We start from the raw sequence: 15481 nt of genomic DNA, 5'->3' as shown, positions 1-15481 counted from the left end.
TTAAAAGTCGGATACAGAAAATCCCCACAACAAATAACTCATAACTCATAACTCCATGAATATAGTAGTATTAGACGGCTATGCCGCCAACCCCGGCGACCTCTGCTGGGACGAATTGCAAGCCTTGGGCGAGTGCACCATCTACGACCGCACCGCCCCTGCGGAAGTATTGGAACGCGCCGCTGGTGCAGAAATCCTGCTGACCAACAAAACCGTGCTCACCGCCGAGCACATGGCGGCACTGCCCGAACTGAAATACATCGGTGTGCTGGCTACCGGATACAACATCGTAGACACCGCCGCTGCCAAAGAACGCGGCATCATTGTCACCAATATTCCCGCCTACAGCACCGACTCCGTTGCCCAGATGGTCTTTGCCCATATTCTGAACATCACCCAGCAAGTGCAACACCACTCTGAAGAGGTGCACCGGGGCCGCTGGACAGCAAGCAAGGACTTCTGCTTCTGGGACACGCCTCTCATCGAACTGCGCGAAAAGAAGCTTGGAATCGTAGGCCTGGGCCACACCGGCTTCACCACCGCCCGCATCGCCATCGGCTTCGGTATGAAGGTATGTGCCTACACCTCCAAGACCAACTTCCAGCTTCCTCCCGAAATCCGCAAGATGGAGCTGGACGAGTTGTTCCGCGAATGTGACATCATCAGTCTGCACTGTCCCCTCACCGACTCCACCCGCGAGATGGTGAATGCAGAACGGCTTCGGTTGATGAAGCCCACCGCCATTCTCATCAATACCGGACGCGGCCCTCTCATCAACGAACAAGACCTTGCCAATGCACTTAACAACGGTACCATCTATGCCGCCGGCGTAGACGTACTCTCGCAAGAACCTCCCCGTGCCGACAATCCGTTGCTCTCCGCCCGCAACTGCTACATCACTCCGCACATTGCCTGGGCAAGCACCGCCGCGCGCGAACGCCTCATGCAGATTATGCTCGAGAACATCAAGGCCTACCAAGACGGCAAGCCGGTGAACGTAGTGAATAAATAAGCAAACAACATGGGAAAGTCCGCCGTAAAAGGTCTGTTCTACATCTGTCTGATAGCAGCGACATTCGTCTTGGCCACCATCACCATAATGGCAGCCTTCTCAGGAAATGTAGCTCCGGTCGATTCCGTCATCATGCCATTACTGGGGCTGGCAGTGCCCGTACTCCTGATTGTCAATCTGATAACGGCACTCTGCTGGGCATTGGCCCGTAAGCGCTGGGCACTGGTTCCGCTGGTGGCATTCTTCTGCAACTGGGGATATCTGACGTCTGTCTTCCAGCTCCATCTGCCGAAAGACAAAACCCCGGCAGGCAAGTATCTGAAGATAGCCACCTACAACATACACAACTTCGGAGGTGAGATTACCGGTTATTCCTGCAAGGAGATAGCCCGGTACATGCAGCAGGAAGGCGTGGATGTGCTGTGCTTCCAGGAGTTCGGAGACAACAGCGATTTCCCCACAGACAGCATACGGCGCGTACTCTCGCATTGGTCACACGCGCTCATCCCTTCTGAAGACTCCGTCAAGGGCGTACTGCCTATCGCCGTATTCAGCCGCTATCCATTGGCGAACCACCGTTTCATCACTTACCAGCACAGCTCCAACTGTAGCATGATGTGCGATGTAGTGATGGGTACGGATACCATACGTCTGATAAACAACCACCTGCAGACCACCAGCGTTAGCCAGAAGCGCAGGAAGTGGGAACGCGAGCTGGCCACCGACGACACCCGCCGCGAAGTCCAGGCAGCCAAAGATGCCGCAGGCACCCTGCACGAAAACTTCATGAAGCGGGCCACGCAGACTTACGTCATCAGCCACTACGCTAAGACCAGCCCCTATCCCGTGCTGCTATGCGGCGACTTCAACTCAATACCTTCCTCCTACACCTACCATCATTTGAGGAAAACCCTCAAAGACGGATTCCGCACTGCCGGAAACGGATACATGTACACCTACCGCTATGCCAAACGCATGTTGCGTATTGATTACATCTTCCACTCCCCTAGCTTGAAGGGTATCGAATACTACTCTCCGGACCTGGATTTGTGCAGCGACCACAATCCAGTGATTATGGAGGTTGAAATACAATAAAGTAAAGAAAGCCAAAAATAATAAGGGCTGTCCCGGAAATCCCGGAACAGCCCTTGCCTTATCATATTCTGCCATTCAACGGAGGTTATCTGCACCCGATTAGTTGAACACGTAACGGATACCGACTTGCAACTTCCAGCATTCGCTGTAGTTCTGATAGGTGTCGTAAGTCTTGGTAGGATATTCACCGTTCACCTTATACATGGAGAATACCGGAGTCAGGTCAGTGGCGCTCTTCACCCCTTCATACTTCAGGATTCGGTTGCTGTTGGAAACGGTATTGGTCTTGGAGATACCCCATTTGGAGTTGATGAGGTTACCCACGTTCATGATGTCAAAACTCAACTGGAAGCAATGCTTGGTCTTGCCAATCTTGAATTCGAAATCCTCCAGCAGACGGAAGTCAAAGCGGTGCACCCACGGAGCGCGGGCAGCATAAGCCTCGGCATACTGTCCTTTGTGATTCTTCAAGTACGAATCCTGCTCTACGAATTTCCAGAAGGCAACGCGGTCTTCCTCTGTCTTGAAGTTGATTTCACTATCGTCCTTCGGAATGTACATCAAGTCGTTGTTGATACCATCGCCGTTCATGTCGTTGGTGTAGCAGAAGCTGTAACCGCCGGAAGAATAGCCGGAATAGAACAGATTCAGGTGTGTGCCGCGAAGCAGGCCTTTGTGTCTGAAGGGGATGTAGTAGCCCACAGAAGCAATCACCTTATCGGGAACCACATACTGTGACCGTTGTGCATCCACATAATTGGAACCATCAATCGTGTTCAATCCCTGCCAAGTGGAGATAGGGTCGCTGCCCGGAAGACCGGAAACTTCTTTGGACTCCGTGTGCGTATAGGCCAGCATCAGCATCAAGTCATCCACCGGCTGGGCATTCACCGTGATGTTTGCCGTATAGCCGTAGCCTTTGGATGTATTGTCGAGTACCACGGCATTCTTGCCATTGTAATGCACGAAGTCGCCTGCATATTTCACATTCTTGTCGGGGTTGTCATAAAGAGAATAAGAGTACACCATGCGGTTATCCGCACCATTGAAACGTTGCATACCCGTATGCAACAGTTCCGTAGTTGTCACGTCTTTTCCATCAGCGCCCTTGACGGTGGTCAGCTTATTGTACTTCCATTCGTCGGGGTTCTTGATATTGATGTTGTTGATGGTAACGGCATTCACATTCTTCGTGAACATGAACTCTCCCGTCACGGTCAAGGGGAAAGATACGGGTACCTGATAGTCCACCGCGATAGACGACTTCCACACCTGCGGCATCTTGAAGTCCTGAGCCACACCGGAAATCTTGCTTCCCGCCACGTGTTTCTCAATCGTGGTGGGGAGGTTGAACTTGTCGATTATCTGGTTCATGTCCGTAATCATGCCGCCTGCCAACTGGTCCAGACGGGAATCATGGCCCACCACCTTTCCATTGTCATATTGGGTCTTAAAGGTAACGGAGTTCTGTACCATAGAAGCATTGGTCGGCATATTGGTGAAGAAAACCAACGGCAGACGTCCGGTAAACACACCCGTACCTCCACGTACTTTCAGCGACTTGTCCTTGAACACGTCCCAAACGAAACCTATACGGGGAGAAATCTGCCATCTGGAATCCGGCCACTTGCCAGTGTCGATGTGCTGCCCGTCGAAGTCAAGCTCATAGATGGCATCGTTTCTCTGGAGGTCGTCGTTGTCGAACATCAAGTTGTCGAAACGGATACCGTAGGTCAGTTTCAGACTGTTGCCGAGGTTCCATTCATCCTGGGCATAGAAACCAAGCTGGTTGAAGGTAACCTGAGCATTGGGGTTGGCCACACCGTTGAAGCCATAAGTCAAAGCGAATGATTCGGGAGCTGCGCCACTCAGGAAATCTTCCAGACTGTTATAGCGGTAATATCCCGTACCGTTACGCATATAGGCGTTGTTGGCAAACTGGTGCTCATAGCTAAGACCTGCCGTCAGCTTGTGGTTACCGGTGAAGAAGGTGAAGTTATCGGTAATGTTCGTAATCTTGTTCTTCACACCGTTGTTGTAGGTGAACAACTCGTAACCGGCGCTCATGTACGGTTCCAGAATCTGGTTTCCATTCTCGTCCTTGCCTGCCATGATGTCGATGAAGGGGAAAGGAGAAGAATTGGTGCCGCGCATGTCCTCTATATTGGTGTAGGTGAACAGCAACTGATTGGAAATCTTATCGGTGAAGCGGCTGTTCAAATCTGTCGCCCAAGACTGCACCTTGTTGTCCATGGAATACATGCTGTTGGCAAACGCCATAGACTGCGTACCTACGCGATAAGTATTGTTCAAGCGATATCCCGTATCGGAAGAGTTACCGTTCGGGGCATTCCAAGCCGTATTCTTCGTATTGTTGTAGCGGAGGCTCAAGCGATGGCGGTCCGTGATGTTCCAGTCGATGCGGGCCAGAATCTTGGTGTTCTCCTCGTCAGCAGGAAAACTTGTGTAAGAGCCTGCGTCGTAGCCGTACTTGTCCTTCAGATGGTTGTACACCTTCTCCATATCCGACTTCAGCGTACGGGACACCATACCTTTTGCCTCTTCACCGTCCTCACGCGCGCGATACTTTATAACCTCTCCCGGAGTCTTCTCCTTTTCGTAGTTTACGAAGAAGAACAGTTTGTTCTTGATGATAGGACCGCCCAGCGTGAAGCCGTAGGTAGTCTTGGACTCGTCGGAACGTGCTCCCAGGTCCTCGCCGTTGATGCGGTTACCGCGCATGTCCTGGTTGCGGTAATAGGTATAGGCAGTACCTCTGAACGTGTTCGTACCACTCTTGGTAATGGCGTTGATGCCGCCGCCTATGAAGTTCGTCTGGCGCACGTCGAAGGGAGCCACCACTACCTGCACCTCTTCGATGGCATCCATGGAGATGGGGTTGCCGCCGCCGGGGAGGTTGGAACTAAGTCCGAAGTTATTGTTGAAGTTGGCACCGTCGATAGTGAAGTTCGTGGAACGTCCGTCACCGCCGGCAAAACTCATGCCGTTGGCATAGGGAGAAAGGCGGGCAATGTCACTGATGCTGCGGTTCACGGTGGGAAGCTGCGTTATCTGTGCAGAAGAGATGTTGGTAGTGGCACCCGTCTTTTCAGCAGTGAACTTGGTCTTGGCAGCCGTCACAATCACTTCGTTCAGCAACTCGGAAGATTCACTCATCTCTACGTTCAGGTTGTATACCTCACCCAGCTGAAGGGTGATGTCCTTATAAATAACCGTCTGATAGCCGATATAGGAAATCTCCACCCGGTAGGGACCACCAGTGCGCATACCCTGGATAGAATAGCGTCCATCGACGTTGGTCACGGTTCCGTAGCGCGAACCGGAAGGCTGATGAACAGCCTGTACAGTGGCGCCGATAATGGGCTCATTACTTGCATCCGTCACCTTACCTGCCATAGAGGCGGTGGTGACCTGCGCATTTACACCTACGGCAGCCAGTAGCAGTAACGCTGTCAGTGCAATTCTTACTCTCTTTAACATAATGTCTTTTAAATTAGTTCCTAAAACGTTATATTTCTTAAAACACTGGCAAAGATACGCAAAATTATATATAAGAACATTACAATATGATTACATTTTTTTAAGGATTTATTCAATACAAGGCAGCACCACCGTGAAACGGCTTCCACGACCTTCCTCGGAGCGGAGTTCGATGCGTCCTCCCATCTTTTCGACGATGAGCACACAGATGGACAAGCCTAGCCCGACGCCTTGGGAAAACTCGCTACGCTTGTAGAAACGCTCAAAAATCATCTTCTGCTCGCTGTGCGGAATGCCTATGCCGGTATCTTCCACATAAAGATGTACCTCGCTCATGCCGGACGGACAACAATACCCCAGCTGGATGCTGCCTTCTTTCGTAAACTTGTTGGCATTGTTCAGGAAGTTGGTGAGTACCTGTGTCAGTCGCATGGGATCTACATTCACCTGCACATCTTCGGGAGGGAAATCCTTGAGGAACTGCAACGGCGGCTGGATAAGCAGGCTATGCGTCTGATAGACGTCATCGAGCAGCTGGCGCACACTCTCCCGCTGAAAGATGAACGAGAGGTTACCCGACTCGATGCGCGACAGTTCCAGCACATCGCCCACCAGTTTCAGCAGCAGTTTGGTATTGGTGTTGATAATGTCCACAAACTCCTGCCGCTCTTCGTCGGAGAACTCCGGCTCGTTAGCCAGCATGTCCGAGAAGCCGACAATGGCATTGAGCGGAGTGCGTATTTCGTGACTCATGTTATTGAGGAACGACTGTTTCAGTTCGGCTTGCTCCGCAAGCTCGCGGGATTCTATCAGCTCCTGCTCGTGGTCTTTCAGTTCCTGGATGTTCTGCAGCAGTCCGGCTATGATGGGTGCGTGTCCGGGGGTGTGGATGGTATTGTAGCTGAACTCCCACCACTGGAACTCGCCGGTGAAGTTACAGCGGTACTGTCCCTTGTGGTGCGTACGTTCGTGCCTTGACGCTATGTTCTTGCGGAAAACGGGTAAGTCGCCGGGATGGATGTAGGGAGTGATTTCATTGAGCAGAAGACGACCGGAGCGGTGGTGAATAAGCTCGCAGAACTGCGAGTCGCAGGACACGGAATCTCCCTCCAGTCGCCAGGCGTAGGTAGAATTTCCTTCGATGGCCAGGCAGAGGGTCTCATGCTCGTAGAGGAGGTTTCGCAGTGCCTCACGCTTGCGCCTGCGTTCGTGCAGTAGGCTGAAAGAGAGCAAGACTATCACCGTCAGCACGAAGACAGCGCCCAGAATGGAGCCTACGAGTATATGGTAACGATAGCGCTCCGAGAAAGGGATGTACATCACGGTGTACTCCACCGGAATGCTCTCGAGCGGGATGCCATACTTCTGCAGCACATGCCAGTTCAGCACGTACTGCTTAGCGCATTCCGTCACCTGCTGCCGGGGCATCCGCCCTTCGAGGCGTTCCTTGATACCGGTCGCCATGTATCTTATCTGGCTCTCCAGCGGGGTGAAATATCCTCCCAGCAAGTAGTCGGCAAAGCCGAAGCCCTCGTTGATGGTCTGAAACGTGGGATTGTCAAAGAGCATGCCCACGCGCTTGGTGGTATAGTCCCGCTTGGTATAGAGCAGCAACGTGTTGTCGCCGCGTCCCAGCCACATCAGATGGCGTATCGCTATGGAGTCGCTCGTCATGCGCACAATCTTCGTGGTGTCCAGCAGCATGTCTATGTTCTGCCGTTTCAGTATGGGGCTGATAGTCTCCCCCTCGCGCACGCAGTGATAGGAGGAACCAGCAAAGTAAAAGCCTTGGGCGGAGGTCACGATGTCGGGCCCCTGCCCTTCGCACTGTTCGTTCAGCGCGTGCCATATCTTGCGGTCCAGAAAAGTCTGGCCGTTCATCAGACAGATGCGTGCCTTGCCCATGATACTCTCTATCATGCGGATGGTGCGCAGGTAATCGGGCGTGTCGGCATAGCCCGTGATGTTGGGATATTGCAGGAGCAGGGAGATGTTGGGATAGTTCACACCGCTAAACACGACGGGTATTTCGTGCGCCAGCGGATGCCCGCATGCCATCAGCGCATAGGCAGCCTGGTCGTCGAGCACGGCTATTAGCTCGGCTCCCCAAGCGGAGAGGTCGTCCACGAAGCCGGCCATGCGGAAGTTCTCCACCTCCTCCATGTAGCGGTCGCAGTCCAGGTAGTATTCGCGTACATCGCAGTCCAAGCCGAGACGGCGGAACTCTTTCTGCAGCAGTTCCAGAGCTTTCGTGGCAGGCGGATAGCCCGGCTCGAAAGAGTGTATCAGTGCGATGTGCCGCGTCTCCGCATGGGCGGGGCAGGCACACCACACGAGGCAGAGGGAAAGCGTCAATATATATACGGTAACTACCGTTGTTTGCTTCATATCCGGAAGGTCCTTTCGACTTGTACCAGCAAAGATACGAATGTTTTTTAAGAATAATGGACTATTTCTTCTGTTTCTGTAACAAAGAATACGTTTTCTTAAATCATTGACACATCCCAACTTATCTTTCAGAGGATTTACCGAATATCCCTAAAGAACCGATTCTTCGTCCAGTATTCCAAAGTGGAGATCTATTTGTTCTTAACCTTCGGCAACACCGCATTCAGTACCATATATCCCAACATACCGGCAACAATCGTTCCCAGCAATACACCAAACTTCGCCTGGTTCAGCAGATCCGGATATTCTCCTGCAAAAGAAAGGTTGGCAATAAATAAAGATACCGTAAAGCCAATACCCCCCAACAAGGATACTCCGGCAACACTTCTCCAATTCATTCCCGGAGGCATTGAGGACAAACCACTCTTGACCGCCAGCCAGGTAAACAGAAAAATACCGATAAACTTGCCAAGAAGCAATCCTGCAGCCACCGCTATACTAACAGCTCCAACAACGCCACCGCCTCCACTGAACACCACACCGGCATTGGCAAAGGCAAAGAGCGGCAGTATCACAAAGTTTACCGCACCATGCAAATTGTCTTCCAGGGATTGCAAAGGACTAATTACATGATCAGAAGCGCGCTCCACTTGTTTTAGAGTGGCAATCTGCTCATTGGTCAATATAATATTATCTGATTTGGTAACCGGAAAATCACCGATAATGTCGCGGATGCGTTTAATGTATTTCCCGGCATCCAAACGGGGACGGGCCGGTATTACAAAGGCCAGTATCACTCCGGAAATAGTGCTGTGAATGCCCGACTGAAGGAACAAATACCAAATAATTACCCCGATAAGCAGGAAGAATATCTTCTGTGTCATACCGAATTTCCCCATATAGTAAAGGAAGAAATAAAGGACAGCAGCTACAATAAGATATCCGTATGCCACTTCGGAACTATAGAAAATGGCAATAACCAGAATGCCGCCAATATCATCGACCACTGCAAATGCCGTCAGGAAAATTTTCAGACTCAAAGGCACCCGTTTACCCAGCAGACTGAGTACACCCAATGAAAAAGCAATATCCGTAGCCATCGGTATAGCCATACCGCGCGTTTCCGGAGTACCCTGAACGACCAAAAGTGAATAGACAATGACCGGCACCAGCATACCGCCACATGCCGCTACAAAGGGTAAAGAAGCCTTACGAAAGGAAGAAAGTTCACCCACCAGCAGTTCCCGCTTTATCTCCAACCCCACAGCCAGAAAGAAAACAGTCATCAAGCAGTCGTTTATAAACTCAATCATTTTCAACGGATGACCGCCATGGGAGAACAAATTAAAGTCTCCGATGCGCAGATGCAGTTCTTGCAAAAGAAAGCCCTGATACAACGGAGCCATCGGCGAATTAGCAATAACGGCCGCCAAAATAGCCATCAAAAACAGCAAGATGCTCGCCGCTATATTCAGCGACGAGAAGTTTTTCACAGTACGTAAAATAATCATAAAGAAGTATATTTGATTTAAGATTTCATCCTTTCGACATCAATCCAGCTTCAAGACTGCCAGGAACGCTTTCTGAGGTACCTCCACATTACCAATCTGTTTCATACGCTTCTTACCTCTCTTCTGTTTCTCAAGCAATTTTCGTTTACGGCTCACGTCACCTCCATAACATTTGGCCGTTACGTCCTTACGCACAGCCTTAATCGTTTCCCGGGAAATAATCTTGGCACCGATAGCAGCCTGAATGGCGATATCGAACTGCTGTCTCGGAATCAGGTCTTTCAACTTCTCGCACATCCGGCGTCCCAATTCGTAGGCATTGTCAAAGTGTGTCAAGGTAGAAAGAGCATCCACCGGCTCACCGTTCAGCAAAATATCCAGCTTCACCAGTTTGGAAGGACGAAAACCGTTGGGATGATAGTCAAAAGAGGCATATCCCTTAGAGATACTCTTCAATTTATCATAGAAATCGATAACTATTTCGCCAAGAGGCATGTCATAGTATATTTCTACGCGGTTACCTGAAATATATTCCTGCTTCACCAGCTCGCCACGCTTGCCCAGACAAAGAGTCATGATAGGGCCGATGTAATCAGTAGTGGTAATCACCGAGGCGCGGATATAAGGCTCCTCAATACGGTCTATCATGGTAGGGTCGGGCATGCTGCCGGGGTTATGCACTTCAGTCATATTTCCCTGCTTGTCATAGATATTGTAGGAAACGTTGGGCACGGTGGTGATAACGTTCATGTCAAATTCACGGTCAAGGCGTTCCTGCACAATCTCCATATGGAGCAGCCCAAGGAAACCGCAACGGAAACCAAAGCCCAAAGCCAATGAAGACTCAGGCTGGAAAGTCAGCGAAGCATCATTCAACTGCAACTTCTCCAAAGAAGAACGCAAGTCCTCAAAATCTTCTGCCTCGATGGGGTACACACCAGCAAAAACCATCGGCTTTACCTCCTCAAAACCGGCGATGGCCTCTTCGCAAGGACGGGCAATATGCGTAATCGTATCACCTACTTTCACTTCCTTAGAGGTTTTGATACCCGAGATGATATAGCCCACATCCCCCGTACGCAACTCCGGACGTGGCATCATTTCCATTTTGAGCACTCCGATTTCATCCGCATCATATTCCTTGCCTGTATTGAAGAATTTCACTTTATCCCCTTTACGAATCACACCGTTCACTATCTTGAAATATGCAATGATACCACGGAAAGAATTGAAGACAGAATCGAAAATCAACGCCTGCAACGGAGCTTCCTCGTCACCCTCCGGGTGAGGGATACGCTCAATGACCGCAGCCAGAATCTCTTCCACTCCCATGCCTGTTTTGCCAGAAGCACGGATAATTTCATCACGCTTGCAGCCCAACAGTTCGACGATTTCGTCCTCCACTTCCTCGGGCATGGCGCTTGCCATGTCACATTTGTTGATGACGGGAATAATCTCCAAATCATGCTCAATCGCCATATAGAGGTTTGAAATGGTCTGCGCCTGCACTCCTTGCGAAGCATCTACAATAAGCAAGGCTCCTTCACAAGCGGCAATGGAACGTGACACCTCGTACGAGAAGTCCACGTGTCCCGGAGTGTCTATCAAGTTCAGAATATACTTTTCACCTTTATAGGTATACTCCATTTGTATGGCATGGCTCTTGATGGTGATACCTCTTTCCTTCTCAAGGTCCATGTCATCCAGCATCTGTCCGTTAGTTACTTGTATAGTATTGGTAAATTCCAGCAGACGGTCTGCCAAAGTTGATTTACCGTGGTCGATATGGGCAATAATGCAAAAATTTCGTATATTCTTCATTGTCAATAACTATCTATTAATTGGGTGCGCAAAGATAGTGAAAACAGAGCAAATAAAAAAAATGCGTTGATAACATATTCATGTACCAACGCATCTTTTTATAACATTCCAATCAATTCCTCGCTTAGTTCAGCTTTACAAACAATTCGCCTTCCACTTCAGAAGTAGAGACCTTGTCTTCTCTTAACAACCAGCCCAATCCCAGGAAGAAGTCCTTGTCGATCAGTTTAGTTGCTTTCTTGATTTGCTTGTGAGTCAAGCCATCTGTGCCATTCAGTGCAGTCCAAATCTGTCCTGCAACATTACCAGCTTTTTCTTTTAACATTTCTATTTGCTTTTAGTTAAACGTTATCCTCATCTCCAAAGATAGAGATGTCGGTGTTTTTATATCGCTGCAAAGATAGGTATATTTATGTTATACAACACGTTATTAGGCACTTTTTTTCTTACTAAGGGGTAAAAAAGTTCTTTTTTCTTACTTTGAGGACATTTTTTCCAGGTATTCGGTCCAAATTTGGGCAGCTACCTCTACCATCCTGGCACACGGGCGTTTAGCATAATACTGCTCGGTACGGGCTTCCGGAACGGACGAACCTTCCGGTTTTCTCAACCCCAACAATTCAGCACATATCAAAGAGCCGTTTCGTTTCTTGAACTCAGCAGCCAGCTCCTGCACCAACGCATAGTTTGCCGCCTTACCTTCACGATCCTTGCCTTCCACAGCTCCTTTTTCCAATCCGGCCAATAGGAACATGCCGCATGCAGCACCACATGTCTGCCTCATACGACCTATGCCACCACCAAAAGAGGCGGACATCCGGAAAGCCTGCTCTTCTGTAAAGCCATACATATCTGCAAAAGCTCCCACCACCGACTGCGAGCAGTTATAGCCACTCTTGAAAAGCTCCACAGCTTTTTCGATTCTGTTTTTTGTTTCCATCATCATTATTCTGTAATTTCCAACAACATCGGACAATGGTCCGAATGAACAACGTCACCCAATATTCTCGCCTCCTTCAACATCGGGCGCACCGGTTCACTCACCATGCAATAATCAATGCGCCACCCTTTGTTCTTGGCACGTGAATTAAAGCGATAGCTCCACCACGTATATTCCTGCTTGTCGGGATGAAGCCAACGGAAGGAATCTATGAATCCCGCATTGAGAAAGCGCGTCATCCACTCCCGCTCTTCAGGCAGGAAGCCACTGTTGGTGGCATTCCTGATAGGGTCGTGAATGTCTATTGCCTCATGGCAGATATTATAATCGCCGCAAAGAATGAGTTTAGGACGCGTACGTTCCAGCTCCAATACATATTCCTGGAATTTCTCCAACCAGACCATCTTGAAGGCCTGGCGTTCATCACCGCTGGTACCGGAAGGATGATAAACACTCACAACGGACACATCGCCGAAGTCGGCACGGATAAAGCGCCCTTCGTTATCGTATTCTTCAATACCCATACCATATTCCACATGGTCCGGTTCTTGCTTGCTCAAAATAGCGACTCCGCTATACCCCTTCTTCTGTGCAGAATATAGGTAATGCTTATACCCCAAAGCATCCAGCGCCTCTGCCGGATACTGTTCCGGTTGCAGCTTTGTTTCCTGCAAACAAAGCACATCCGGCTGCTCTTGTGCCAGCCACTCGGGAAAACCTTTTGTCACGGCAGCCCTCAGCCCATTTACGTTATATGTAATAATCTTCATACTACTTATTTGATTTCTTAAAAATGAATTATTCAAGATGTCAACTCGGATACCAGCAGCATGATATTCAGCACAGTGACCACCGCAGCAATGGCATAAAGTACAAATGTACTCCATTTGCTGTTTACATACTGCCCCATCACCTTGCGCGAAGAAGTCAGTCCTACTTGCAGGAAAACCGTGAACGGCAGCTGGATGCTCAGTATCATCTGTGAAATCAGCAGTCCTTTGAACGGGTCTCCGATAAAGAAAATCAGCAGCAGCGCAATGCCCAGCGACAGAATCACACCCACCTGCGAGTGACTGTCTTTGATATGATAGGATTCTCCGAAAATACCGGCAAAGATAGAACCTGCCGCCATACCGCTGGTTATCGTGGAAGATATACCCGCCATCAGTAATGCCAATGCAAAAACCACGGCAGCACTGCTCCCCAGCAACGGCTCCAGCAAAGATTTGGCCTGCTGCAACTCTTCCACCTGAATACCGCTTTTAAAGAAAGTTGCCGCTGCCAGCAGTATCATGGCACTGTTGATGGCCCATCCCACAATCATAGAGAACAGCGTGTCGAACAATTCATATTTCAACACCTTACGGATGGATGCATCATCTTTCTTATTATATTCATGGCTCTGTATCACTTCCGAGTGCAGAAACAGATTATGCGGCATCACCACCGCACCGAGCACACTCATGATAATCAGCATGCTCCCATGCGGGAACGAAGGTGTCACCCACCCTTGTGCAGCCAGCGACCAATCTATCTTCACCAGAAACAGCTCATAGATAAAGGAGAGCCCGATGACCGAAACAAAAGCAATGATGGAACGTTCTATCTTCTTGTAGGAATTAGTGAAAAGCATGACGACTACAAATACGGTAGTCAAGACAGAACCCCATATGATGGGAATGTCAAACAGCATCTGCAAAGCGATGGCACCTCCCAATATCTCTGCCAGCGAAGTCGAGATGGAAGCCAGCACTGCTGTACCCAATATGGGACGCGACACCCAGGAAGGAGTATATTTGGTAGCGGCTTCGGACAAGCACAAGCCGGTTACAATGCCAAGATGCGCCACATTATGCTGCAATACAATCAGCATGATAGTGGATAAAGTCACGACCCACAGCAACGAATAGCCAAATTCAGACCCTGCCGCAAAATTAGATGCCCAGTTCCCCGGGTCAATAAAGCCCACAGTCACCAGCAGTCCGGGACCTATATATTTAAAAACGTCCAGACCGCCCAGATAGCGTTTGTGGTCTCTCCGTTTCAAGTCTTTAAAAATATTCTTCATTGTGTCTGTTCAATTAAGAGCGTAAAAATACTCAAATAATAACAAATACCTCCATGTTAGGTTCAAAAAAAGCCCCTGGCATCTTTCAATGTCAAGGGCTCTCATCCATTCTTTCAGGCAGTAGGCTCAATACCCCATCTCGTGCAATGCCTTGCACAATTGGTCGGGGCAGGAAGTGGAACGTCTTCCGCAGCGAATTCCTTCCAAACGGGCAATCACCGCATCTACCGGCATGCCTTTCACCAAACGTGAAAGTCCTTGCAGGTTTCCATTACATCCACCCCAAAATGCCACTTCTTTCACAATACCATCTTCCACATCCAGTTCGATGTTACTGCTACACGTACCTTGCGTCTTGTATGTATATGTCATTATTCTCCGCCTTCTTCCGGTTTCATGTTAGTATAAACCGTCTGTACATCATCAAACTCTTCGAGACGCTCTATCATCTTGTCGATGGTTTCGCGTTGCTCGGGAGTCACATCCTTCATATCGTTCGGGATATAGGTAAACTCACCGCCGACATCTTCAAAACCGCACTCTTCCAAATGTTTCTGGATAGCTGCATAGCTTTTCGGGTCACCATAAATAGTGATAGTACCTTCTTCTTCATCCTCTTCGTAGTCTTCCTCTACGTCATAGTCTATCAAGTCAAGAATGAGTTCTTCCATATCGATACCGTCTTTCTTCTTGAAAGTGAACACGCACTTGTGGTCAAACAAGAAAGCCAGTGAACCCATTGTTCCCAAGTTACCGCCGAACTTGTTGAATACGGAACGCACATCGGCTACTGTACGGGTAGTGTTATCGGTCAGTGTATCCACAAAAACAGCTACACCGTGAGGACCGTATCCTTCATAAGTCATACCCTTATAGTCGCTTTGGTCCTTACCCATCGCATTCTTGATAGCACGTTCAATATTATCCTTCGGCATGTTTTCACGCTTACAAGTAGCGATAACCGAACGCAGTGTCGGGTTGTTTTCCGGCTCCGGACCACCGGCCTTCACCGCAATAGCAATTTGTTTACCCAGTCTTGTAAAGGTCTTTGCCATGTGACCCCATCTTTTCAATTTGGCAGCTTTTCTATATTCAAACGCTCTTCCCATTGGAACTGTATTTTAAATTATGAATTATAAATTCTG

General features: G+C 49.3%; 12 protein-coding genes. 2 read left to right on the top strand and 10 right to left on the bottom strand.

The features are described from left to right. Positions 1 to 55: 55 nt before the first annotated feature. Entirely contained in the window at positions 56 to 1012 is a 957-nt protein-coding gene (locus NQ510_RS12290) for a D-2-hydroxyacid dehydrogenase (RefSeq protein WP_005828282.1), read from the top strand. Between the two features lie 9 nt (positions 1013 to 1021). Next, positions 1022 to 2107, top strand: a complete 1086-nt coding sequence (locus NQ510_RS12285; protein ID WP_005828281.1) for an endonuclease/exonuclease/phosphatase family protein — start codon at positions 1022 to 1024, stop codon at positions 2105 to 2107. 99 nt (positions 2108 to 2206) lie between these two features. Here NQ510_RS12285 and NQ510_RS12280 read toward each other — a convergent pair whose 3' ends face one another. From NQ510_RS12280 to NQ510_RS12235, 10 genes are all read right to left on the bottom strand, one after another. Then, positions 2207 to 5608, bottom strand: a complete 3402-nt coding sequence (locus tag NQ510_RS12280; protein WP_005828280.1) for a TonB-dependent receptor — start codon at positions 5606 to 5608, stop codon at positions 2207 to 2209. Between the two features lie 108 nt (positions 5609 to 5716). Next, entirely contained in the window at positions 5717 to 7996 is a 2280-nt protein-coding gene (locus tag NQ510_RS12275; RefSeq protein WP_005828279.1) for a sensor histidine kinase, read from the bottom strand. A 191-nt stretch (positions 7997 to 8187) separates the two neighbouring features. Continuing rightward, positions 8188 to 9507, bottom strand: coding sequence for a Na+/H+ antiporter NhaA (nhaA, locus tag NQ510_RS12270; protein WP_005828276.1), 1320 nt, complete (start codon positions 9505 to 9507; stop codon positions 8188 to 8190). Positions 9508 to 9546: 39 nt separating this feature from the next. Next, complete coding sequence (gene lepA, locus NQ510_RS12265) at positions 9547 to 11328, bottom strand: translation elongation factor 4 (protein WP_005828274.1); 1782 nt, start codon at positions 11326 to 11328, stop codon at positions 9547 to 9549. A gap of 124 nt (positions 11329 to 11452) precedes the next feature. After that, on the bottom strand, positions 11453 to 11653 hold the full coding sequence (locus NQ510_RS12260) for a winged helix-turn-helix domain-containing protein (protein WP_005828272.1): 201 nt from the start codon (positions 11651 to 11653) through the stop codon (positions 11453 to 11455). A gap of 150 nt (positions 11654 to 11803) precedes the next feature. Beyond that, complete coding sequence (locus NQ510_RS12255) at positions 11804 to 12274, bottom strand: C-GCAxxG-C-C family protein (RefSeq protein WP_005828270.1); 471 nt, start codon at positions 12272 to 12274, stop codon at positions 11804 to 11806. After that, entirely contained in the window at positions 12274 to 13038 is a 765-nt protein-coding gene (locus NQ510_RS12250; RefSeq protein WP_005828268.1) for an exodeoxyribonuclease III, read from the bottom strand. Before NQ510_RS12250 ends, NQ510_RS12255 begins: the two co-directional genes overlap by 1 nt. A 32-nt stretch (positions 13039 to 13070) precedes the next feature. Beyond that, the gene (locus NQ510_RS12245; RefSeq protein WP_005828267.1) at positions 13071 to 14336 is read right to left on the bottom strand and encodes an Nramp family divalent metal transporter; all 1266 of its coding nucleotides are present in this window, start codon (positions 14334 to 14336) and stop codon (positions 13071 to 13073) included. Positions 14337 to 14462: 126 nt separating this feature from the next. Next, positions 14463 to 14708: a TIGR03905 family TSCPD domain-containing protein gene (locus NQ510_RS12240; RefSeq protein ID WP_005828266.1), complete on the bottom strand. Its 246-nt coding sequence runs from the start codon at positions 14706 to 14708 to the stop codon at positions 14463 to 14465. Continuing rightward, positions 14708 to 15445, bottom strand: coding sequence for a YebC/PmpR family DNA-binding transcriptional regulator (locus tag NQ510_RS12235; RefSeq protein WP_005828265.1), 738 nt, complete (start codon positions 15443 to 15445; stop codon positions 14708 to 14710). Before NQ510_RS12235 ends, NQ510_RS12240 begins: the two co-directional genes overlap by 1 nt. Positions 15446 to 15481: the final 36 nt, after the last annotated feature.

It is taken from the genome of Bacteroides uniformis, from assembly GCF_025147485.1.
Classification (GTDB): domain Bacteria; phylum Bacteroidota; class Bacteroidia; order Bacteroidales; family Bacteroidaceae; genus Bacteroides; species Bacteroides uniformis.
The sequence above is the reverse complement of the archived record's forward strand: the minus strand, read 5'-3'. Positions and strand labels throughout refer to the sequence as shown.

Excerpts from the sequence above, each read along its gene's own strand:
- nhaA (WP_005828276.1), bottom strand. The coding sequence starts at position 9,507 with ATGATTATTTTACGTACTGTGAAAAACTTCTCGTCGCTGAATATAGCG.
- NQ510_RS12250 (WP_005828268.1), bottom strand. The coding sequence starts at position 13,038 with ATGAAGATTATTACATATAACGTAAATGGGCTGAGGGCTGCCGTGACA.
- NQ510_RS12275 (WP_005828279.1), bottom strand. The coding sequence starts at position 7,996 with ATGAAGCAAACAACGGTAGTTACCGTATATATATTGACGCTTTCCCTC.
- NQ510_RS12280 (WP_005828280.1), bottom strand. The coding sequence starts at position 5,608 with ATGTTAAAGAGAGTAAGAATTGCACTGACAGCGTTACTGCTACTGGCT.
- NQ510_RS12260 (WP_005828272.1), bottom strand. The coding sequence starts at position 11,653 with ATGTTAAAAGAAAAAGCTGGTAATGTTGCAGGACAGATTTGGACTGCA.
- NQ510_RS12245 (WP_005828267.1), bottom strand. The coding sequence starts at position 14,336 with ATGAAGAATATTTTTAAAGACTTGAAACGGAGAGACCACAAACGCTAT.
- NQ510_RS12290 (WP_005828282.1), top strand. The coding sequence starts at position 56 with ATGAATATAGTAGTATTAGACGGCTATGCCGCCAACCCCGGCGACCTC.
- NQ510_RS12255 (WP_005828270.1), bottom strand. The coding sequence starts at position 12,274 with ATGATGATGGAAACAAAAAACAGAATCGAAAAAGCTGTGGAGCTTTTC.
- NQ510_RS12235 (WP_005828265.1), bottom strand. The coding sequence starts at position 15,445 with ATGGGAAGAGCGTTTGAATATAGAAAAGCTGCCAAATTGAAAAGATGG.
- lepA (WP_005828274.1), bottom strand. The coding sequence starts at position 11,328 with ATGAAGAATATACGAAATTTTTGCATTATTGCCCATATCGACCACGGT.
- NQ510_RS12285 (WP_005828281.1), top strand. The coding sequence starts at position 1,022 with ATGGGAAAGTCCGCCGTAAAAGGTCTGTTCTACATCTGTCTGATAGCA.
- NQ510_RS12240 (WP_005828266.1), bottom strand. The coding sequence starts at position 14,708 with ATGACATATACATACAAGACGCAAGGTACGTGTAGCAGTAACATCGAA.